Consider the following 22213-nt stretch of genomic DNA (forward strand, 5'->3'; position numbering starts at 1 on the left):
CGATTTGGTCTGACAACCACTTGTATGTAAATGGGTATAGCGCCCAATAATTACAAGCTTTGGAGATTAAAATTATTATGCGTATTTTCTTTATTTTGTTATTTTTATTCATGCAAACCATCTCAGCACATGCTGATGAGCTGCTTGAACCCGAACAAGCATTCAACTTTTCAGCACAATTGGTTGGCAACTCACAAATAGAAATACGTTATAAAATTGCAGATGGTTACTATTTATACCGCAACAAGTTTAAATTTAACTTAAAGGGTGCAGATGCAGGCACTCCAATTTATCCTGCAGGCATAATCAAAAAAGATCCTAACTTTGGCTCAGTCGAAATTTACCATGACGAAGTACGCATTAAACTGCCATTTACCCGAGGCTCGGAAAACACGATTAAACTGACTAGCACCGCCCAAGGCTGTGCTGAAGCAGGTGTATGTTATACCCCCATCGATAGCACAAAGTCATTTAATCTACCTGTCAGCACTAAACCCATCGCAAATCTTGCCACCCCAGCTCCAATAACTCAAGCTGGTACACTCAGTGCAAATGACTTTCTGTCACCAGAGCAGGCCTTTAGTGTAACGATGACACTAGTTAGTCCAACAACAATTACTGCTCATTTTAAAATTGCACCACAGTATTACCTATATCAAAACAAAATCCATTTTGCGATTAAAAGTCCAACAGACGTCAACATTAGTAAGACTGATTTTCCTGTCGCAGATATTAAACAAGACCCAAATTTCGGGCAGATGAAGGTTTACCACCGAGATTTTACGGTTGAGCTAACACTAAGTCGTGCGCTTAACGGCACTGAATCACTACAAATAAATAGTGATTATCAAGGCTGCAGTGAAAAAGGTATTTGCTACCCACCGCAGAAACATAGCGACACACTCGGAACACAACTTACCACCAACACAGCTTCAAATGCAGATACAGGTGATAATAGCCAAATCACTCAAGCCTTACATAGCGGACGCTTCTGGGTAGTAATGGTCACTTTCTTTGGTGCAGGACTATTATTGGCGTTCACGCCTTGCGTATTCCCGATGATCCCAATTTTATCAGGCATCATTGCAGGGCAAAAACAAGTTACACGCTTATCTGGTTTCTTACTATCTCTCGCCTATGTTTTAGGCATGGCAATTACTTATGCGGCGGCCGGTGTTGCAGCTGCATTATCAGGAACTTTGCTTTCCAACGCATTGCAGAATCCAATTGCATTGTTTATAGGCGCAGCAGTATTCGTCGGGCTAGCCTTCTCCATGTTTGGCTTCTTCGAATTACAACTTCCTAGTGCGGTTCAAAGTAAATTCTCTGATGCCAGCAATAAGGTAAAAGGGGGTAATTTTGTTGGTGTGTTTATTATGGGTGCACTATCTGCCCTTATCGTCGGTCCTTGTGTCGCCCCACCACTCGCGGCTGCATTGGCTTATATAGCCCAGACTGGTAATACTACATTGGGCGGCTGGGCGCTGTTCTCGCTAGCAATTGGTATGGGCGTTCCCTTACTGCTGATAGGCTTATCAGCAGGCACACTATTACCACGCGCTGGCGGCTGGATGAATGCTGTAAAATACTTCTTTGGCGTACTGATGCTTGCCATCGCGATTTGGCTGGTTTCGCCATTAATGCCAATTTGGGTACAAATGCTACTATGGGCCGGATTGCTCATTATTGCAGCAACCTATTTGCATGTATTAGACCCATTACCTGCTAATGCATCAGGTTGGATGCGTTTATGGAAAGGCTTTGGCGCTGTGTTAATGCTCGGAGGTATTGCCCTGATTGTTGGCATGTTAGCAGGAGGACGTGAGTTATTACAGCCATTATCGGTTTTCAGACCTGGCACTGCCGTAGCAGCAGAATCAAACAATAACGCTATTAAATTTGATCGTATTAAGAATAATGCTGATCTTGACGCTAAAATTAAACAATCTGCAGGTAAGGTAGTCATGCTCGATTTTTATGCAGACTGGTGTGTGTCGTGTAAGGAAATGGAACACAACACATTCAGTGATCCACGTATTATATCGAAATTAAAGGATATCGTTTTGTTGCAAGCTGACATTACAGCCAATAGTGCTGATGATGATGCCTTGCGTAAACGCTTTGCAGTATTTGGCCCGCCAGCGATAATTTTATTTGATGCACAGGGTAAAGAATTGCGTGAACATATTATCGGTTACCAGACACCTGAACAATTTAGCCTAACTTTGGACAAGCACCTTAACCCATAATGAAAAAATCTCTACTTATAGTTGCACTCATCGGTATTGCTGCTGGTGGATATTATTTTTACCAGCAAAATAACGCTGTGGGTAATAACCAACCGCAAATAATTAGCAAACCCAATTCTGATGCGATTTTTAAAGCACGTATTGCTGATTTAGCTGGCGTACGCCAGCCTCTTGCACAATGGCGTGGCAAAATATTGGTGGTGAACTTCTGGGCGACATGGTGCCCTCCATGCCGTCAAGAAGTACCTGAATTTATCGCCTTACAAAAACAATATGGTGATCAAGGATTACAGTTTGTGGGTATTGCGCTAGATGAAAAAGCCAAGATACAAAACTTCATGGATGAAGTAGGCATAAATTATCCAGTGTTAGTTGGTGATTTAGAAGCAGTTGCACTTGCTCAAACGAGTGGAAATCGCCTGGGTGGTTTACCTTATACGGTAGTTATTGATCAGAAGGGCAATATTGTTGCTACAGAAATGGGGGCGCTGAGCAAAGAAAAGTTAATCACCATTCTCACTCCATTGCTTTCAAAGAAGTCCGTTTAAATAGTCCTATTTTCATGAAACGTCTGGACAATAAGGCTTAATTTCGTCAAACTTGCGCCTATGAATGAGCTAACGACAAATCTGAGCAAACATATACTTGTATTGCACGGCCCTAATTTGAATATGCTGGGCGTACGTGAACCTAAGCACTATGGTTCAGATACGCTAGCTGACATCAATGCCCAGCTATACCAGCGTGCTAAGTCTGCTTATATATCATTATCTGATTTCCAAACTAACAGTGAAGCTGCGCTGATTGACCGTATACACGAAGCCCACGGCAATATTGATTTTATTATCATTAATCCTGCAGCTTTTACCCATACCAGCGTTGCATTGCGTGACGCGTTATCAGCAGTTGCCATACCTTATATAGAAATCCATTTATCCAACGTATTCGCCCGCGAACCATTCCGCCATCATTCCTATTTGAGTGATTTGGCGGTTGGCGTAATAAGTGGCCTAGGCTCGCAAGGTTACTTGCTTGCACTCGAATATGCTATCAACCAACTTACCATCAAGGCTTAAATCATGGATCTGAGAAAACTTAAAAAACTCATCGACCTCGTACAGGAATCTGGCATTGCCGAATTAGAAATTACCGAAGGTGAAGAGAAAGTGCGTATCGCCAGCGTACATGCTAATCAACAACCAGTGTATATGAGTGCACCGTCCTATGCACCTCAAGCACCATCGCCCATTGTAGCTGTTGCAGCGACTCCAAGCGTAGCCGTTAGTGAGCCTGCCGTTATTGAAGGCCACACTATTAAATCACCTATGGTTGGTACTTTCTACCGCTCTTCCAGCCCGGGTGCCAAGGCATTTGCAGAAGTTGGACAACAAGTAAATGCCGGTGAAACCTTATGCATTATCGAAGCAATGAAATTACTAAACGAGATTGAATCAGATCATTCTGGCGTCATTAAAGCCATCCTTGTAGAAAATGGTCAGCCTGTAGAATATGGCGAACCTTTGTTTATTATTGGCTAATCCCTTTCTCTTATCAGGTCGCTTATGTTTGAAAAAATTCTTATCGCCAATCGTGGCGAGATTGCGTTGCGTATCCAGCGCGCATGTCGCGAAATGGGTATTAAAACCGTTGCTGTCCATTCCGAAGCGGATGCAGATGCAAAATATGTAAAGCTTGCAGATGAGTCTGTCTGTATCGGTCCTGCAGCTTCTTCACTTAGTTACTTAAATGTACCTGCTATTATTAGCGCTGCTGAACTTACTGACGCTGAAGCAATTCATCCTGGTTATGGCTTCCTTTCCGAAAATGCAGACTTTGCTGAACGTATCGAAACTTCCGGATTTGTATTCATCGGACCACGTGCAGAAACAATACGTTTGATGGGTGATAAGGTTTCAGCAAAGGATGCAATGAAAGCTTCGGGTGTCCCTTGCGTACCTGGTTCCGACGGCGCGTTACCTGATGATCCTGATGAAATAAGACGAATAGCTAAATCTGTTGGCTATCCTATCATTATCAAAGCCGCTGGTGGTGGTGGTGGTCGTGGTATGCGTGTTGTTCATACTGAAGGCGCACTATTAAATGCCGTAGCCATGACGCAAGCTGAGGCACAATCTTGCTTTGGAAATCCTGTAGTCTATATGGAGCGCTATTTACAAAAGCCCAGGCATATTGAAATTCAAGTGCTGGCAGATGAACATGGTCATGCAATCCATTTGGGTGAGCGTGATTGTTCTATGCAGCGGCGTCATCAGAAAATTCTGGAAGAAGCACCAGCTCCAGGTCTTGACACCAAATTACGTGACAAGATTGGTGAGCGATGTGCAGAAGCCTGCCGGAAAATTGGCTATCGTGGTGCGGGTACGTTTGAATTTCTTTACGAAGATGGTGAATTTTTCTTCATAGAAATGAATACTCGTATTCAGGTTGAGCACCCTGTCACCGAACTTATTACCGGTGTTGACTTAGTACAAGAACAAATTCATATCGCTGCAGGCGAGCCGTTACGATATAAGCAAAAGGATATTGTTTTCCGTGGTCACGCCATTGAATGTCGTGTCAATGCTGAGCACCCTTATACGTTTGTTCCATCTCCTGGTCGCATTACCGCTTATCACGTACCTGGCGGTCCTGGTATACGTGTTGATTCACACGTGTATCAAAACTATTTTGTTCCGCCTCATTACGACTCCATGATAGGTAAAATTTTAGCGCATGGCTCTACTCGTGCACAGGCTATCGCACGTATGCGTACTGCCCTAATGGAAACGATTATTGAGGGTGTGAATACTAATATACCGCTTCATCAAGATTTAATGCAGGATGCTAATTTTATAAATGGCGGCTCGAGCATTCATTATTTGGAACAAAAACTGGCTACGCCTCACTCATAATAGGGACTATCATGCCTTGGCAATCTGTTACGCTTCCCGCAACTGCTGATGAAGCTGAACGCCTATCTGACGCGCTTATGGATGTCGGTGCGTTATCTGTCAGTATCGAAGATGCTGCGGCAGGGACAGATTATGAAGCACCTATCTTTGGTGAGCCTGGCATGCCTGTTGATGCCCTCTGGCGTGACAATTTTGTTGTTGCTCTATTTGAGCAGAATGCAGATGTTCACCACATCCTAAGTTTGGCAGCGGAACATGCTGTATTCAACTTACCTTCCTATGTGATTGGCTTAGTAGCTGAGCAAGACTGGGTCAGATTAACTCAGTCTGAATTCGATCCAATTCAAATCTCAACAAGGTTATGGATTATCCCTAGCTGGCACGATGCCCCAGATAGTAAAGCTATTAATTTAAAACTCGATCCAGGCTTGGCTTTTGGAACAGGCTCGCATCCGACAACTCGATTATGTTTGCAGTGGCTTGATCAAAATATCCAAGGACACGAGTCTGTTCTAGATTATGGTTGTGGCTCTGGCATACTTGCTATTGCTTCGATTAAATTTGGCGCGTCTTCTGCAACTGGTGTAGATATAGATCCACAAGCTGTCATTACTGCACTGGATAATGCTACTAACAATGACGTTACTATTGCTTTTTATACGACAGAGAACGATCACTCCTCACCTGCTGACATTGTCATAGCGAATATACTAACTAACCCATTATTAGCCTTGGCTCCCCTACTTGCTGAGCGCTGCAAGTCACATGGTCGAATTGTGTTATCCGGTATACTTGCTTCACAGGCTGATAAGGTTATTGCGGTATATAGTTCTTGGTTTGATATTGCTGTTTGGCAAATCGATGAGGGTTGGGTATGTTTGGCTGGTGAGAAAATTTTGTGATCTTACATACTGCCTGTCCTATTTGTCACACTGTTTTCAAGGTTGACGAACAACACCTTTCTAGTGCTCAAGGTATGGTACAGTGCGGTGTTTGTGGTATGGTTTTTAATGCCGCTCAACATATACAACCCTCTGTTCATACACAAAGTCCTGTTGTAAGTTCTGTACACATAGATGAAGTTGAAACTCAGACTCTTATCACTAATTCTGATTCTATTGAATCAGATATTATTATTGAAGAAGAGTTACCTGCTGTTCACGAAACAACCGTGACAGATGACATTACTACCAATACTGACCATTCGTTAATCTCAAGTGATATTATCGATTCTGCATATGCGACAGATGTACCTATACAGTTTAAAAAACAGATCAGTCGCAGTCGCAAAATATCTTACGCAATGGGAACCATGTTATTAACAAGTTTACTACTGCTGCAAATTAGTATTCCGTATAGATACCAGTTATCTTCGTCTCTCCCAGTGCTTAAACCTCTCTTCAATACACTTTGCGAGGGTCACCTTTGCACTATGGAACCTCCATATGATGTAAGTCAAATTGAACTAACAAATTCAAATTTCGAAATTGAACAAAAAAACAAAAAATTTATTAAGGTCACACTAGCGCTTCAAAATAATGCTAACTATAAATTACAGTTTCCTAGATTTTTACTAACATTGTTAGACAGTGATGACACCGTGGTGAGTATACGAAAAATTTCACCTGATGATTATATTTCTTTCAATAGAGACTTTTTACAGCCTCACGACGAACGTATTATTAAATTAGATTTATCTGTTAATGAATCTGCTGTTTCTAATTATAAGATTCGATTTTTCTGATCAATAAAAAAGGCAACCTAAGTTGCCTTTTTTATTGATCAGAATAAATTCTAATTAGTGGTGTTTACGTAAACGCTCAATAGCAGCAATCTGAGCAATTGCCTCAGCAAGCTCTGCTTGAGCCTTTGCATAATCCATAGTAGAAGCATTATTTTTCATTGCTTCCTCTGCACGCTTTTTAGCTTCTAGCGCACGACTTTCATCCAGATCTTTGCCACGAATCGCGGTGTCAGAAAGTATGGTTATCATATGCGGCTGTACTTCTAACATGCCACCAGAAACAAAAATTAATTCTTCTTCAGCAACATCTGGTTTTTTGATACGTACAGAACCCGCTTTAATATTGGTCAGCATCTGTGTATGACGAGGATAAATACCTACCTCGCCCATAGCTGCTGGAACAATTACATATTCTGCCACACCTGAAAACAGTGACGCTTCTGCACTAACTATATCAACATGAATGGTCATAGCCATAATTCTTTCTTCCTCGCACTTGGTTAACGGGCGTAACCTAGATTACGCCCTAGCCAGGATTACTGAATGGTTTTAGCTTTAGCAACCGCTTCATCAATGGTACCTACCATATAGAACGCTTGTTCTGGCAAGTGATCATATTCACCGTTAATGATAGCCTTAAAGCCGCTGATAGTATCCTTCAGTGAAACATATTTACCTGGAGCACCGGTAAACACTTCCGCTACGAAGAATGGCTGTGACAGGAAGCGTTGAATCTTACGTGCACGCGCAACTGCCAATTTATCTTCTGGCGCCAATTCATCCATACCCAGAATTGCAATAATATCGCGCAATTCTTTGTAACGTTGCAATATAGACTGCACACCGCGGGCTACGCTGTAATGCTCTTCACCAACTACTAAAGGATCTAATTGACGTGATGTTGAGTCTAGCGGATCAATAGCTGGATAAATACCCAATTCAGCAACTTGTCGTGACAGAACAACGGTCGCATCTAAGTGAGCAAAGGTAGTTGCTGGTGATGGATCGGTTAAGTCATCCGCTGGTACATAAACAGCTTGAATAGAGGTAATCGAACCCTTTTTGGTTGATGTGATACGTTCTTGCAAACGACCCATCTCTTCAGCCAAGGTTGGTTGATATCCCACAGCTGAAGGCATACGACCCAGCAACGCGGATACTTCCGTACCAGCCAAGGTATAACGATAGATGTTGTCAACGAATAACAACACGTCACGACCTTCGTCACGGAAAAACTCAGCCATGGTCAAACCAGTCAAAGCAACACGTAAACGGTTACCAGGTGGCTCGTTCATCTGACCATATACTAGCGCAACTTTATCCAGAACGCCGCCGTCTTTCATTTCGTGGTAGAAGTCATTACCCTCACGAGTACGCTCTCCAACACCAGCAAATACTGAATAACCACTATGTTCAATAGCGATGTTACGGATCAGTTCCATCATGTTAACGGTCTTACCAACACCTGCACCACCGAACAAACCAACTTTACCACCCTTAGCAAACGGACAGATTAAATCAATAACCTTAATACCCGTTTCCAGTAGTTCATTGGATGCAGCCAGTTCATCGAATGCTGGCGCTTTACGGTGTATACCCCAAGAGGTTTCATTACCGATAGGACCTTGTTCGTCGATAGGATTACCAAGCACGTCCATAATGCGACCCAAGGTTTTTACACCCACTGGTACTGAAATAGCAGCCCCAGTGTTGCTAACTAACATACCACGACGTAAGCCGTCGGTAGTACCCATAGCAATTGCGCGAACTACGCCATCACCAAGCTGTTGTTGAACTTCCAACGTCAGCACAGGCGACTCCATTTTTAATGCATCATAAATCTTAGGCATTGCATTACGTGGAAATTCCACGTCCACAACTGGGCCAATGATTTGTACGATTTTGCCTTGACTCATCGTCGTTCCTCGAAATAAAAATACTTAAACAGCCGCAGCACCTGCTACGATCTCAGATAGCTCTTTGGTAATGGCAGCTTGACGGGTTTTGTTATAAACCAGTTTCAGCTCACCAATCACATTTTTTGCATTATCAGATGCAGCCTTCATTGCAACCATACGGGCACTTTGTTCACAAGCCATATTTTCAGCCACGGCCTGGTAAATCAAAGCTTCCACGTAACGAACCAATAACGCATCAATTACTGCTGGCGCCTCTGGTTCATATATGTAATCCCAATGATGAACTGGTTTACCATCATCGGGAGCAACTAGTGGCAATATTTGCAGACTGACTGGTTCTTGTTTCATCGTATTTACAAACTTATTGTAAACAATATGAAGCGCGTCAATTTTGCCTGCCATGTAAGCATCTAACATGACCTTAACTGGGCCAATTAATGTTTCCATGTGTGGTGCATCGCCAAGCGCTACAACATGCGAGACCAAATTCGATCCCGAACGCTGCAGAAAACCCAACCCTTTATTACCAATTGCAGTGACATCAATACCAATCTTTGCAGCATCCCATTGTTTCATTTGGTTTACTACTACACGCAGTACGTTGGTATTTAATCCCCCACACAAACCCTTATCAGTACTAACAACAATTAATCCCACGCGTTTAACTTGATCACGTTTAATGATAAATGGATGTTTGTATTCCGGGTTGGCTTGAGAAAGATGAGCGGCTACATTTGCAATTTTCTCGGCATATGGTCGTGCTGCACGCATGCGCTCTTGCGCTTTACGCATTTTCGCTGCTGCAACCATTTCCATAGCACGAGTGATCTTCCGCGTATTTTCTACGCTTTTGATCTTAGTCCGTATCTCTTTACCTGAAGCCATGATTGTTATCCAATCAATAAACGGCTGAGGACTTGAATTCCTCAATAGCCTTAATTAAAGTAGCTTCTACATCCGCTGGCATATCACCCGTGCTTTGCATTTTATCCATCAAATCGCCATGCTTTGATTTTACATATGATGCCAAAGCTGCTTCAAACGCTAGCACTTTCTTAACTTCAACATCATCCATATAACCTTTGTTCACAGCAAACAATGTCAAAGCCATTTCAGCTACGTTCATTGGTGCATACTGATTTTGCTTCATCAACTCAGTAACCAGCTTACCGCGTTCTAACTGCTTACGTGTAGCTTCATCCAAGTCCGAAGCAAACTGTGCAAATGCAGCCAATTCACGATATTGCGCCAATGCCAGACGTGTACCACCACCCAGCTTTTTGATAACTTTAGTTTGCGCAGCACCACCAACACGCGACACTGACAAACCTGCGTTGATAGCTGGACGAATACCTGCGTTAAACAAGTCAGTTTCCAAGAAGATCTGACCGTCAGTAATCGAAATTACGTTAGTAGGTACGAATGCAGAAACGTCACCTGCTTGCGTTTCAATCACTGGAAGCGCTGTTAATGAACCAGTTTTGCCTTTTACAGCACCGCCAGTTAATTTTTCAACTTGCTCAGCGTTAATACGTGATGCACGCTCTAACAAACGTGAGTGCAAGTAGAATACGTCACCAGGGTATGCTTCACGACCTGGTGGACGACGAAGCAACAATGAAATTTGACGATAAGCCCAAGCTTGCTTGGTTAAGTCATCATAAACAATCAGCGCATCTTCACCGCGGTCACGGAAATATTCGCCCATTGTGCAACCCGCATACGGTGCAATGTATTGCATAGCTGCTGATTCAGATGCTGTAGAAGCTACGATGATGGTGTGACCCAATGCGCCATGCTCTTCTAATTTACGAACTACGTTTGCCACTGACGATGCTTTTTGACCAATTGCTACATAGATACAGATTACACCAGTACCTTTTTGGTTGATTATTGCATCAACAGCTACTGCAGTTTTACCTGTTTGGCGATCGCCAATAATCAATTCACGCTGACCACGACCAATAGGCACCATCGCATCTACAGATTTCAAACCTGTCTGTAGTGGTTGTGTAACTGATTGACGTTCAATAACGCCTGGCGCAATTTTTTCAATTGGTGAAGACAGTTTCGCATTTATCGGGCCTTTACCATCTATAGGCTGACCCAACGAATTTACAACACGACCAATTAATTCTGGACCAATAGGCACTTCCAAAATACGGCCTGTACATTTAACTGTATCGCCTTCGGTAATGTGCTCATATTCACCCAAAACAACAGCACCAACAGAATCACGCTCCAAGTTCAGCGCCAAACCAAATGTATTGCCTGGAAACTCTAACATTTCACCTTGCATAACATCTGACAGGCCATGTACGCGAACGATACCATCGGTCACGGACACAACTGTACCTTGGGTACGTAATTCAGCAGCTACTGCCAAATTTTGAATTTTACTTTTTATGAGATCACTGATCTCTGTGGGATTGAGTTGCATTGATAGCTCCTAACGGAATCTCTTTAACGTTTTAACGCGTACGCCATGCCTTGTAATTTACCTCGCACTGAAGCATCATACACTTCATCGCCAACAGCAACGATCATCCCGCCTATTAGAGCTGGGTCGACACTTACTGTAGCACTTACTTTACGATTAAATTTTTTCTCAAGACGGACGGACAGTTCCGCAATTTGTTCTGCAGTCATAGGATAGGCACTGGTCACTTGCGCATCTAGTACACCACCTTCTTTTGCTTTAAGCGCTTCAAATTGATGCACGATTTCTGGCAAAACATCTATACGATTGTTTTCTATTAACAATGTAATAAAGTTTGCAATACTTGCATCAACTTCCTTGCCCAAAACACCAAGAAACAACTCAACTAATTGAGCTGCTTCAACTTTTGGATCATTTGACAAACGCTGCATCTCTGCATCAGACGCAACCACTTGTACATATCCTAACTGGTCAGACCAAACATTGACGGCATTTGCTTCTTTTGCCAAGCGAAAAACTGCTTCTGCATAGGGGCGGGCGACGGTTGCAATTTCAGCCATGATTAAAGCTCGTTCTGAATTGCGATTAACAAATCAGCGTGTGCTTTTGCATCAATTTCACGACGCAATATTTTTTCCGCACCAGCAACTGCTAATTCAGCAACCTGGCCACGCAAAGCTTCTTTTGCACGAACCATTTCTTGCGCAACGCTCGCTTGTGCACTTGCAATCATACGATCCGCTTCTGCTTTAGCTGCTGCTTTAGCTTCTTCGATTAACTGCATTGCACGCTTATCAGCTTGCGCAATGATTTCTGCGGCTTTTTGCTTAGCTTCATGCATGTTTTCGCTTGCACGTTTTGAAGCAAGCTCTAATTCATGCTTACCACGTTCACCTGCAGCCAAACCATCGGCAATCATTTTTTTGCGCTCATTCAGCGCATTCATAATCGGCGGCCAAACAAATTTCATGCAAAACCAAACAAACACGAAAAATGTTATAGATTGACCGATTAGGGTAGCATTAATATTCATGCCATTACCTTTCTACGGTGTACGGTTATTTAACCTGCAACCGCGAACAATACATACATTGCCAAACCAACAGCAATCATAGGTACCGCGTCAACCAAACCCATGACGATAAAGAATTGGGTACGCAGCATAGGGATTAATTCTGGTTGACGAGCAGCGCCTTCCAGGAAACGGCCACCCAAAATACCAATACCGATAGAAGCACCTAAAGCACCCAAACCCATCATCATTGCACCAGCTACATACAGCACTGCGTGAATCATATCCATTTACTACTCCTTTAATAAAAAACCAACAATTAACAAAAACAAATTATCAATGATGCTCTTGGTGCGCCATATCTAAATACACTATGGTTAGTGTCATAAATATGAATGCCTGCAGCGTTACAATCAGAATATGGAATACTGCCCAACCCCATTGCAACACGCCACCAAACAAACCAATTCCTACGCCGCCACCAAACATCAGGGCTATCAAGATGAATATCATTTCACCAGCATACATGTTACCGAACAATCGCAACGCCAATGAAACCGGTTTGGCGATCAAGTTCACACCCTCAAGGAATATATTGGCTGGAAGCCCTGCTTTACCGAAAGGCTGTAAAGTTAACTCTCCAACAAAACCACCAACACCTTTCATTTTAACGCTGTAATACAGCACTAAGAAAAACACTGAGATCGCCATACCAAATGTTGCATTCGGATCTGTACTTGGTACAACTTTAAAGAATGGCAGACCTAAATGATGTGCAATCTGCGGAACCCAGTCCACTGGCAGCAAATCCATCAAATTCATTAATAATATCCACACAAATATTGTTAATGCCAGTGGGGCAACCAATGGGTTCTTTCCACTGAAAGAACCACGCACACTGGTATCAATAAACTCAACTATCCACTCTACGAAATTAAGCACACCATTTGGCACACCAGCCGACGCTGAGTTTGCTGCGGCACGAAATACTAAAAGAAACACCAAACCTAGAAATATAGACATCCCTATCGTATCTAAATTTATTGCCCAGAAACCCATAGCTTTGGCTTCTGCAGCAGTATGTGCTACCCCCATAGTACCGTCCGGCAAAGTACCATATGTAAGGTTTTGTAAGTGATGTTTTATATATTCGGAAGAAGTTATTGCTTCAGTTGACATGTTTTGCACTCTAAGTTTCAGTTTTTATTTTTGCTGGATACCTAACAAGCAGGATACCCAACAAAAACACCAATTGTTCTATCATAAATCCAGTTAATACGACCAACGGAACGAGATGTAACTTCGCCATCATGCCCATTGCTAACAACCCTGCTATTAATATAAATCGCTCTAATCCAGATCGATACAACAACGCCAATTCTTGCTCTTGCGATTTTACTGGCCGTTTGTGTGATTTATATAATCGCCAATACAACATACCAGTATTTATTAACGCGGTTACTTCACCATATAGTAATGATTTTATCCACTCTGGCCGGATATACCCCAGCAGAAATAGCAAGATAATACCTATCATTAATTGCAATTTAATAACAGTTTTAATTTCCGCTGTTGCCATTTCCGGTAAAAATACAATTCGGCTCAATTCATTTTGCCTATCGAATTGTTTATGACAGGCGTACCCCTAATGGTGATATCTCAGCATATTACAATACTCTTATGATTTTATGCAACTTATTGCTTTATCCAGCCATCCTGACTCTTAACTGAAATTTCTATAACCTATTGATTAGGCTATCTAAATGTTCAAAATTGTCATACTCTATTACCAATCTTCCCGATCCATTTTTTTTGCTGGTTATTGTTACTTTGGCTCCAACTTTATCTGACAAGGTTTCTTCTAACGCTACAACATCCCGGTTAACCTTAATTACTATTTGTGGTTTTGGTTCTAGAATTTCCTTAACACGTCGCTCTACTTCACGTGTCGTTAATGATTTACTAACAATTTCCGTGCTGAGTTTAACTTGTTGTATTTCTTCAAGCACTAGTAATGAGCGTGCATGACCCATTTCTAATTTTCCGGTCATCACTAAATCTTGTACTTCCGTTGCAAGATTTAACAATCTCAGCAAATTTGTTACCGCGCTACGTGATCGACCTACCGCATCTGCTGCGACTTGATGCGTCATCTGGAATTGTTCTATTAGACGCTGTATGCCTAGCGCCTCCTCAATCGGGTTAAGATCTTCCCTTTGTATATTCTCTATTAATGCCATGGCCAATGCGGCATCGTCTGCTACTGTTTTTATCAATACAGGTACTTCAAACAGACCAGCGATCTTTGCTGCCCTCCAGCGCCGTTCGCCAGCAATAATTTCCCATTTATCATCTGCCACTGCGCGTACAAGAATTGGTTGCATCAACCCTTGCGCCTTGATTGAAGCCGCCAAGGAATTCAAACTCTCTTCATCCATATACGACCTAGGCTGATATTTTCCTGGCTGCAGCTTTTCCAAACCCAGTTGTTGTAGCTCACCATGATTTTCTGATGTGGTATTATCATCGCCTAGCAATGCATCCAACCCTCGTCCTAATCCTCTTGTTTTCTTCATTACCATTACCTTTATGACTTAGTACGTGTCAACATTTCCTGTGCCAACGCGATATAAGCCTGTGCACCTTTTGAAGCAGCATCATAGACTAATACAGGCTGACCATAACTTGGTGCTTCTGCCAATCTAACGTTCCTTGGTATTACCGTTTCATACACTTTATTGGTGAAATGATTCTTCAGCTGTGTGGAAACCTGTTGTGCCAAAGTGCTGCGCGGATCAAACATTGTTCTCAACAAACCTTCCACTTCTAAGTGTGGATTTAAATTTGCTCTAATTTTTTTAATGGTATTCACTAAATCTGACACGCCTTCAAGTGCATAATATTCGCATTGCATTGGGATGATCACTGCATCAGCAGCAGTCAAAGCATTCACAGCAAGCATATTTAAAGCCGGTGGGCAATCTATCAGCACATAATCATACCCTTGACCTATACCAGCCAGCGCCTCTTTCAGGCGCGTTTCACGCCCGTCAACATCTACCAACTCCACTTCGGCGCCTGCTAAATCTCTATTTGCAGGAAGCACATCAAATTTACCCGTAGGGCTATATTTCAATACTGCATCAGCACCCACCAGTCCCAACAATACATGATATACACTATGCTTCAATTCACGCTTATTTATCCCACACCCCATGGTGGCATTGCCCTGAGGATCCAAATCTACTAACAGCACCTTACATTTAAGACTTGCAAGGCTTGCCGCCAAATTGACAGCTGTAGTGGTTTTACCCACGCCGCCCTTTTGATTCGTAATTGCTAATATCTTAGTCATTTTTTCTTCATTACCAGCAAATGACGTTGCGCATTTAACATAGGAACCTCCAGTTCATACACTGCTTCTGTCTGTACAAATTCTGGCAAATTTTCCAACTCTTCAGTTGGATATATACCCTTCATTGCATACCAACGCCCATCATCCGTGAGCAAATGTTGTGTTAATTTAGTAAACAGCGCCATTTCGGAAAAAGCCCGAGAAATTATTCCATCAAATTTTTCCGTGTCAGACAAGTCTTCTACCCGCCCAGCTTTGACAGTTACATTTTTTAAACCCAGTTCTATTTGCGCTTGCTGCTGAAAAGATGATTTCTTTTTATTGCTATCTGATAGAGTAATTAGTAACTCAGGTCGCAATATTGCCAATGGGATTCCTGGCAAGCCCGCTCCCGTTCCTACATCCAACAAACTCTCTGCTTTCACCCATGGATTTACTGACAAGCTATCTAACAGGTGGTGGGGCAACATATCTTGCTGATCCCGTATTGCAGTTAAATTATGTATACGATTCCATTTAACTATCAACTGCAAATACTGTATTAGTTTATCGGCTTGCTCATTAGCTATGGTTATGCCCATTTCAGCGGTATGTTTAATAAGAGACTCTCTCATTCAACCTACCAATTTTTTACGGCCATCGCCATGTCGTTTCATATATACCAACAGAATCGAAATTGCGGCCGGTGTTATCCCGGATATACGTGATGCCTGACCGATACTTTCTGGTTTATGCCGATTCAACTTCTGTTTTACTTCTATAGACAAACCTGGCACATCGTTATAGTCCAGATCCGCTGATAAAGACTGCTCTTCTTGGGTTCGCGCCTTATCAACTTCATCTTTTTGCCTGTCTATATAGCCTTGATATTTCGCACGTATTTCCACTTGCTCCGCAGCTACCAGATCTTCTAAACCCTGCCCAAATTGTGGCAACCTTTTTAATGATTCATAAGTAACATCCGGCCGACGCAGCAAATCATGCAGGTTATATTCACGCTCAATTTCTTTACCCAATACACTCATCGCGTCTTCTTTACTCAATGTATTAGGCTGTACCCACGTTTGCTTCAAACGCACAGACTCAATTTCTACCATCTCGCGTTTTGCACAAAAGGCGGCCCAACGCTCGTCATCAACAACACCAAGACTGCGACCAATTTCGGTTAAGCGCATATCTGCATTATCTTCACGCAAGGATAAGCGATACTCCGCACGACTTGTAAACATACGATATGGCTCGGTTACACCCAGCGTCGTCAAATCATCAACCATTACGCCCAAATATGCTTCATGCCGCCCTGGGTTCCAACTTGGTTTATCTTGTGCATACAATCCTGCATTGATGCCTGCAAGCAAACCTTGTGCTGCGGCTTCTTCATAACCCGTAGTTCCATTAATTTGCCCTGCAAAGAACAGACCACTAATAGCCTTGGTTTCTAATGATCGTTTTAATCCACGCGGATCGAAATAATCATATTCAATTGCATAGCCAGGACGAACTAAGTGCGCGTTTTCAAAGCCTTTTATTGATCTTACTAATGCCAACTGTATATCAAACGGCAAACTTGTAGAAATGCCATTCGGATAAACCTCATGCGTTGTTAAACCTTCTGGCTCAACAAATATCTGATGCGACAATTTATCTGCAAAGCGAACCACTTTATCTTCAATAGAAGGGCAATATCTTGGGCCCACCCCCTCTATTACACCCGTATATAAAGGTGACCGATCTAGTCCAGAACGAATAATGTCATGGGTTAACTCTGAAGTTTGCGTGATCCAGCATGGCAACTGTTGTGGATGTTGTTCACGCCTACCCAGAAATGAGAACACGGGCTCAGGATTATCACCAGGTTGAATCTGCATAACAGAATAATCAATAGTTCGACCATCGATGCGTGGTGGTGTACCAGTCTTTAATCGCCCCACAGGCAGATTCAATTCTCTTAACCTATGTGCCAAACTGATTGCAGGTGGGTCTCCTGCACGCCCTGCCGCATAGTTTGATTGCCCTACGTGTATCAAACCTGCAAGGAAAGTACCCGCTGTCAACACCACTGATTTAGCGTTGAAAATCAATCCTAGTTGCGTTTTTACACCAACGACTTTATCGCCTTCCAATATCAAATCATCCACCGCTTGTTGAAACAACCATAGGTTTTTTTGATTTTCAAGGCGACTTCGAATTGCTTGTTTATATAATATTCTGTCTGCTTGTGCCCGAGTTGCCCTTACCGCCGGGCCTTTAGAAGAGTTTAATATTTTAAACTGTATTCCACCCTCATCTGTGGCTGCGGCCATTGCACCACCTAATGCGTCAATTTCCTTTACTAAATGCCCCTTACCTATACCACCAATGGAAGGATTGCACGACATCTGTCCCAACGTTTCAATATTATGGGTAATTAATAATGTGCGTAAACCCATCCGGGCTGGCGCAAGCGCGGCTTCAGTTCCGGCATGTCCACCACCAATTATTATTACATCAAAACGTTCTGGAAAATTCATACTTGGATACTCAGTTATTTACGACGATATTGATTACAGACTCTCATTGTATCAAACACAATGGACGCGTTAATTAATTTTTGGATAATCTTGAATGTTTCACGTGAAACATATGAATTGCTTAAAAAATAGACAGCTCAAAATCGCCTATATTCAATTTAAATTTAACCGGCTATACAGAACGATTAAAATATCAAAAAATCGCCCCAAAGGGCATATATCGCGATCTTACTTGCCAATACAAAAACGACTGAATATTTCGCCTAATAAATCATCAGCACTAAAGCCACCCGAAATAGATGCCAATGCAAATTGTGCTAAACGCAAATCTTCTGCTAACAATTCCAACGAGTTCGCTTGTACCTCTATGGCGCACTCTAAATGATGTTTTGCCAAACGAATAGCATTTAGGTGCCGTTCACGCGCAAGAAACACACTGCTCATTTCTGTTTGCCATCCCGCTACTGATAATAACAACGATTTAAGCTCAGCTATACCCGTACCCAATTTAGCGGAAACATAAATATCACCTGCCAATTTTTCCGGACATTCCAGATCAATTTTATTATGCAGTGTATATAAAGGTAAATTAGCTGGCAGTTTTGCAATAATAGTATCTTCAACTGAAGTTACGCCATGCTTAGCATCAACAAGCAACAATGCTAGACTTGCTTGTTCAATCGCTCGCCATGTCCGTTGTATCCCAATAAGCTCAACTTCATCTTCGGTGTCACGCAAACCTGCGGTATCTACTATGTGTATGGGCACACCATTTATTTGTATAGTTTCACGCACCGTATCACGTGTAGTTCCTGCAACTGCGCTAACAATAGCCACTTCCTCACCAGCTAACCTATTAAGCAAACTAGACTTACCAACGTTTGGTTGCCCAATTAATACCACACTAATTCCATCACGTAACAAGCTACCTTGTTTGGCGCTTTGTTCAACCTGACTTACTTGCTGACATATATTTGCTAATCTATCGAATGCTTTCGCAGATTGAAGAAATTCAATCTCTTCTTCTGGAAAATCCAAGGTGGCTTCAACCAACATACGTAAATCTATCAAACCCGCAACTAATATTTCAATTTGATTGGAAAACTCACCTGTTAGTGAACGCATCGCTGATTTAACAGCTTGTTCAGAGCTGGCATCTATTAGATCGGCAACACTTTCAGCCTGAGCTAAATCTAATTTATCATTGAGATAAGCACGCAAGGTAAATTCACCAGGCTCAGCTAAACGAGCCCCAAGTTGCAAACATCGCACCAATAGCATATTTAATACTATAGGTCCGCCATGTCCCTGCAACTCAATAACATCTTCACCCGTAAATGAATGTGGGCCTGGAAAATATAGCAAAATACCTTCATCTATAATTTCGCCAGTATCATCAAGGAATTTTACAAAATGTGCATGACGCGGTATTGGGTTAATACCGCTGATTTGAAATGGAAACGTACTTAAATTAGCACCAGAAATACGAACTATACCCACACCACCGCGCCCAGGCGCAGTGGCAATTGCAGCAATCACATCACGTTTAGCGTTTTGCATTACCTGCTTGTGCAGCCTCGTGTTTACGCGTAATAAACCACTGCTGACTTATTGATAATATATTGTTTACGACCCAATATAATACTAATCCAGCTGGAAAGAAGAAAAAGAAAATACTGAATGCTACCGGCATAATCATCATTACTTTTGCTTGCATAGGATCCGGTGGAGTTGGATTCAAGCGCGTTTGCAATATCATAGTCAAGCCCATAATAATCGGCAAAACGTAAAATGGATCTGGCGCTGATAAGTCGTGAATCCATCCAATAAATGGTGCCTGGCGCATCTCAACACTGCCTAACAATGCCCAATACAGTGAAATAAATACTGGAATTTGTACAACTACAGGCAAACAACCACCTAATGGATTTACTTTTTCTGTTTTATACAAATCCATCATAGCTTGATGAAGTTTTTGTCTATCATCGCCAAATGTTTCTTTTAAACGTTGTAATTTAGGAGCCAATCCTCGCATTTGGGCCATAGATTGATAACTTTTTGCCGATAACGGAAAAAACATCAATTTAATAAACATAGTCAAAATAACAATTGACCATCCCCAGTTCCCAACTACACCATGTATTTTTTGAAGTGCCCAGAATATAGGACCTGAGATAGGAGTTAACCAACCATAGTCAACAACATAATCCAGCCCAGGCGCTAAGGCCGTTAACGTTTTCTGGATTTGTGGACCGGCATACAAAGGAACTGTAAATGACGTGCTTGAACCTGGTTTTAATTCACCTTCTGGCAATATCACACCAGCTCGATACAAACCATTACCCAAGGCTTCTGCATAAAATTCTCTTTTTGCTCCATTATTAGGTAACCATGCAGATACAAAATGATGTTGCACCATTGCTACCCAACCATCATTTGCAGTTTTAGGATAAGTTTGATCGCCCTTATCCATTTTATGAAAATCCAGCTTAGTAAATTTACTTGCTTCTGTATAGATTGCTGGGCCTGTAAATGTATGAACCATTTTAGATTCACCATCAGGGATTTTCCCATCACGTAATAACTGGAAATACGCCTGTAATGGTATCGATAACTTTCCAGTATTTGTTAAATGATAAGTTAAATCTATTTTGTAACTATCGCGATAAAAAATGTATTCCTTAGTTACTTGAATACCGGTCTCTTCATCTACCCACGACATAGGTACAACTAACTTATTTTGATTTTCAGCTAAAGCGTAATTGTTAGCTGCAAAAGAAAAAATGGATTTATGATTTGGTAAGTTTGTTCCAACCAAGCCTGATTGGGCGACATATGTATGATTGGATGTTTGTTCAAAAATATGAAGATGTCTCTTTACATCAACAGGGTCTTGATAATGCAGTATGGATAAACTACGTATATCCCCGCCATCGGCATCAATTACCGCATGTACTAAATCTGTAGTGACATTGATTTGCGCACCATCTACTAATGCACCATCCGCTTTTTTAGCATCTTGTTGAATTACTGCCTGTTTATTTATAGTGGGGATTATTGGCGCATTAATATTTGAAATGTCATTTTTTGTACTAGTTGCAGTACTATCTAATGCTTTAGGGGCTGTTTCTTTTTGCCAATTTTCCCACAACATTAATAAGGAAAATGAGAATACTACAAACAATATGAGTCTTTTAATATCCATAAATTAAATCGCTAATCTTAAAAATTAAGGTACAGGATCATAACCACCAGGGTTATGTGGATGACAACGTGTTATGCGCCGAAGTGCTAACCAACCACCTTTAAATGCACCATGTTTTGTTAATGCTTCTACAGCATATTGCGAACAAGTAGGCGTAAATCGGCAACTAGGCATAAGCATAGGACTTATAGTGTACTGATAAATTCTTACAAATATAATTAAGAGTCTAGACATCGTTTACTTTTTTTAAATAAAAGTATAAGTTCATTGCGAACTACGTTAGATTCGTCTTTGGTAAAAGGTTTATTAATGCGAACGATATAATCTAAATTAGGTAATTCATTTCGATGCAGTCGAAACATATCGCGAACAACACGTTTTGCTAAGTTACGTGCAACTGCTGTTCGTAATTGCTTCTTACCTACAACTATACCTAACCTTGCTGATGAATTTTCTATATTTGGTTTCGCATAAATATTAAGATATTGACCAGTTTTTCCACAACGGAAATTAAAAACGGATGAATACTCATCCGTTTTTAATAATCGGCAACTTCGTGGAAAAGTATACCTAATATTCATAATACTAGCGATAAACTACCTTGACTCACCTACAGCAAGACGAACACGCCCTTTTGCACGACGTCTGTTGATCACTGCACGACCACCTTTAGTCCTCATACGAACTAAAAAGCCATGGGTACGTTTACGACGGATAACCGAAGGTTGATAAGTGCGTTTCATAACAAAATCCTAATAAATTAATTCCGTAGAACATACTATTAAACTATCTTACAACCCCTATTGTCAAGTGAAACCTTTTGTTTTTATAGAAGAATCAATTAATCTACAGCAAATATTAAATTAC

The 22213-nt window shown here is 41.7% G+C and carries 25 protein-coding genes; 7 read left to right on the top strand and 18 right to left on the bottom strand.

Annotation, left to right across the window (positions count from 1 at the left end):
- Positions 1-77: 77 nt before the first annotated feature.
- From SFSGTM_RS16455 to SFSGTM_RS16485, 7 genes are read left to right on the top strand one after another with little or no spacing between them, the layout of a single operon-like run.
- A complete protein-coding gene (locus SFSGTM_RS16455) occupies positions 78-2249 on the top strand; it encodes a protein-disulfide reductase DsbD (RefSeq protein WP_162086103.1) in 2172 nt (723 codons plus the stop codon).
- Positions 2249-2797: a TlpA family protein disulfide reductase gene (locus SFSGTM_RS16460; RefSeq protein WP_162086104.1), complete on the top strand. Its 549-nt coding sequence runs from the start codon at positions 2249-2251 to the stop codon at positions 2795-2797. Before SFSGTM_RS16455 ends, SFSGTM_RS16460 begins: the two co-directional genes overlap by 1 nt.
- A gap of 60 nt (positions 2798-2857) precedes the next feature.
- Positions 2858-3325, top strand: a complete 468-nt coding sequence (aroQ, locus tag SFSGTM_RS16465; RefSeq protein WP_162086105.1) for a type II 3-dehydroquinate dehydratase — start codon at positions 2858-2860, stop codon at positions 3323-3325.
- 3 nt (positions 3326-3328) lie between these two features.
- Positions 3329-3787 carry an acetyl-CoA carboxylase biotin carboxyl carrier protein gene (gene accB / locus SFSGTM_RS16470; RefSeq protein WP_162086106.1) on the top strand — a complete coding sequence of 153 codons (459 nt, stop codon included), beginning with the start codon at positions 3329-3331 and terminating at the stop codon, positions 3785-3787.
- A gap of 24 nt (positions 3788-3811) precedes the next feature.
- A complete protein-coding gene (accC, locus tag SFSGTM_RS16475; RefSeq protein ID WP_162086107.1) occupies positions 3812-5161 on the top strand; it encodes an acetyl-CoA carboxylase biotin carboxylase subunit in 1350 nt (449 codons plus the stop codon).
- Between the two features lie 11 nt (positions 5162-5172).
- Positions 5173-6063, top strand: coding sequence for a 50S ribosomal protein L11 methyltransferase (gene prmA / locus SFSGTM_RS16480; RefSeq protein ID WP_162086108.1), 891 nt, complete (start codon positions 5173-5175; stop codon positions 6061-6063).
- Positions 6060-6905 carry a zinc-ribbon and DUF3426 domain-containing protein gene (locus tag SFSGTM_RS16485; protein WP_162086109.1) on the top strand — a complete coding sequence of 282 codons (846 nt, stop codon included), beginning with the start codon at positions 6060-6062 and terminating at the stop codon, positions 6903-6905. Before prmA ends, SFSGTM_RS16485 begins: the two co-directional genes overlap by 4 nt.
- A 54-nt stretch (positions 6906-6959) precedes the next feature.
- Here the strand turns inward: SFSGTM_RS16485 and SFSGTM_RS16490 are convergent, their stop codons facing one another.
- The 18 genes from SFSGTM_RS16490 to rpmH form a co-directional block, all read right to left on the bottom strand.
- Positions 6960-7382, bottom strand: coding sequence for a F0F1 ATP synthase subunit epsilon (locus SFSGTM_RS16490; RefSeq protein ID WP_162086110.1), 423 nt, complete (start codon positions 7380-7382; stop codon positions 6960-6962).
- 59 nt (positions 7383-7441) lie between these two features.
- Complete coding sequence (gene atpD / locus SFSGTM_RS16495) at positions 7442-8821, bottom strand: F0F1 ATP synthase subunit beta (protein ID WP_162086111.1); 1380 nt, start codon at positions 8819-8821, stop codon at positions 7442-7444.
- A 24-nt stretch (positions 8822-8845) separates the two neighbouring features.
- On the bottom strand, positions 8846-9709 hold the full coding sequence (gene atpG, locus SFSGTM_RS16500) for a F0F1 ATP synthase subunit gamma (protein ID WP_162086112.1): 864 nt from the start codon (positions 9707-9709) through the stop codon (positions 8846-8848).
- Between the two features lie 13 nt (positions 9710-9722).
- Positions 9723-11264, bottom strand: coding sequence for a F0F1 ATP synthase subunit alpha (gene atpA, locus SFSGTM_RS16505; RefSeq protein ID WP_162086113.1), 1542 nt, complete (start codon positions 11262-11264; stop codon positions 9723-9725).
- A 23-nt stretch (positions 11265-11287) separates the two neighbouring features.
- Positions 11288-11824 carry a F0F1 ATP synthase subunit delta gene (locus SFSGTM_RS16510; protein ID WP_162086114.1) on the bottom strand — a complete coding sequence of 179 codons (537 nt, stop codon included), beginning with the start codon at positions 11822-11824 and terminating at the stop codon, positions 11288-11290.
- Positions 11825-11826: 2 nt separating this feature from the next.
- Positions 11827-12297, bottom strand: a complete 471-nt coding sequence (locus SFSGTM_RS16515; protein ID WP_162086115.1) for a F0F1 ATP synthase subunit B — start codon at positions 12295-12297, stop codon at positions 11827-11829.
- 29 nt (positions 12298-12326) lie between these two features.
- Positions 12327-12566: a F0F1 ATP synthase subunit C gene (atpE, locus tag SFSGTM_RS16520; RefSeq protein ID WP_087448168.1), complete on the bottom strand. Its 240-nt coding sequence runs from the start codon at positions 12564-12566 to the stop codon at positions 12327-12329.
- A 46-nt stretch (positions 12567-12612) separates the two neighbouring features.
- Positions 12613-13455, bottom strand: a complete 843-nt coding sequence (atpB, locus tag SFSGTM_RS16525) for a F0F1 ATP synthase subunit A (RefSeq protein ID WP_162086116.1) — start codon at positions 13453-13455, stop codon at positions 12613-12615.
- A gap of 10 nt (positions 13456-13465) precedes the next feature.
- Positions 13466-13882: an ATP synthase subunit I gene (locus SFSGTM_RS16530; RefSeq protein WP_162086117.1), complete on the bottom strand. Its 417-nt coding sequence runs from the start codon at positions 13880-13882 to the stop codon at positions 13466-13468.
- Between the two features lie 130 nt (positions 13883-14012).
- Positions 14013-14852 carry a ParB/RepB/Spo0J family partition protein gene (locus SFSGTM_RS16535; protein WP_198420580.1) on the bottom strand — a complete coding sequence of 280 codons (840 nt, stop codon included), beginning with the start codon at positions 14850-14852 and terminating at the stop codon, positions 14013-14015.
- An 11-nt stretch (positions 14853-14863) separates the two neighbouring features.
- On the bottom strand, positions 14864-15631 hold the full coding sequence (locus SFSGTM_RS16540; protein WP_162086119.1) for a ParA family protein: 768 nt from the start codon (positions 15629-15631) through the stop codon (positions 14864-14866).
- Positions 15628-16245 carry a 16S rRNA (guanine(527)-N(7))-methyltransferase RsmG gene (gene rsmG, locus SFSGTM_RS16545; RefSeq protein ID WP_162086120.1) on the bottom strand — a complete coding sequence of 206 codons (618 nt, stop codon included), beginning with the start codon at positions 16243-16245 and terminating at the stop codon, positions 15628-15630. Before rsmG ends, SFSGTM_RS16540 begins: the two co-directional genes overlap by 4 nt.
- Positions 16246-18141 carry a tRNA uridine-5-carboxymethylaminomethyl(34) synthesis enzyme MnmG gene (mnmG, locus tag SFSGTM_RS16550; RefSeq protein ID WP_162086121.1) on the bottom strand — a complete coding sequence of 632 codons (1896 nt, stop codon included), beginning with the start codon at positions 18139-18141 and terminating at the stop codon, positions 16246-16248.
- A 228-nt stretch (positions 18142-18369) separates the two neighbouring features.
- Positions 18370-19701 (bottom strand): tRNA uridine-5-carboxymethylaminomethyl(34) synthesis GTPase MnmE, encoded by a 1332-nt coding sequence (gene mnmE / locus SFSGTM_RS16555; protein WP_162086122.1) that lies wholly within the window; start codon positions 19699-19701, stop codon positions 18370-18372.
- The gene (gene yidC, locus SFSGTM_RS16560; RefSeq protein ID WP_162086123.1) at positions 19688-21346 is read right to left on the bottom strand and encodes a membrane protein insertase YidC; all 1659 of its coding nucleotides are present in this window, start codon (positions 21344-21346) and stop codon (positions 19688-19690) included. Before yidC ends, mnmE begins: the two co-directional genes overlap by 14 nt.
- Before the next feature lie 24 nt (positions 21347-21370).
- A complete protein-coding gene (gene yidD / locus SFSGTM_RS16565; RefSeq protein WP_162086124.1) occupies positions 21371-21580 on the bottom strand; it encodes a membrane protein insertion efficiency factor YidD in 210 nt (69 codons plus the stop codon).
- Complete coding sequence (gene rnpA / locus SFSGTM_RS17355; RefSeq protein ID WP_162086125.1) at positions 21565-21927, bottom strand: ribonuclease P protein component; 363 nt, start codon at positions 21925-21927, stop codon at positions 21565-21567. Before rnpA ends, yidD begins: the two co-directional genes overlap by 16 nt.
- 15 nt (positions 21928-21942) lie before the next feature.
- On the bottom strand, positions 21943-22089 hold the full coding sequence (rpmH, locus tag SFSGTM_RS16575; RefSeq protein WP_162086126.1) for a 50S ribosomal protein L34: 147 nt from the start codon (positions 22087-22089) through the stop codon (positions 21943-21945).
- Positions 22090-22213 lie beyond the last annotated feature (124 nt).

It is taken from the genome of Sulfuriferula nivalis (genome assembly GCF_009937995.1).
Taxonomy (GTDB): domain Bacteria; phylum Pseudomonadota; class Gammaproteobacteria; order Burkholderiales; family Sulfuriferulaceae; genus Sulfuriferula; species Sulfuriferula nivalis.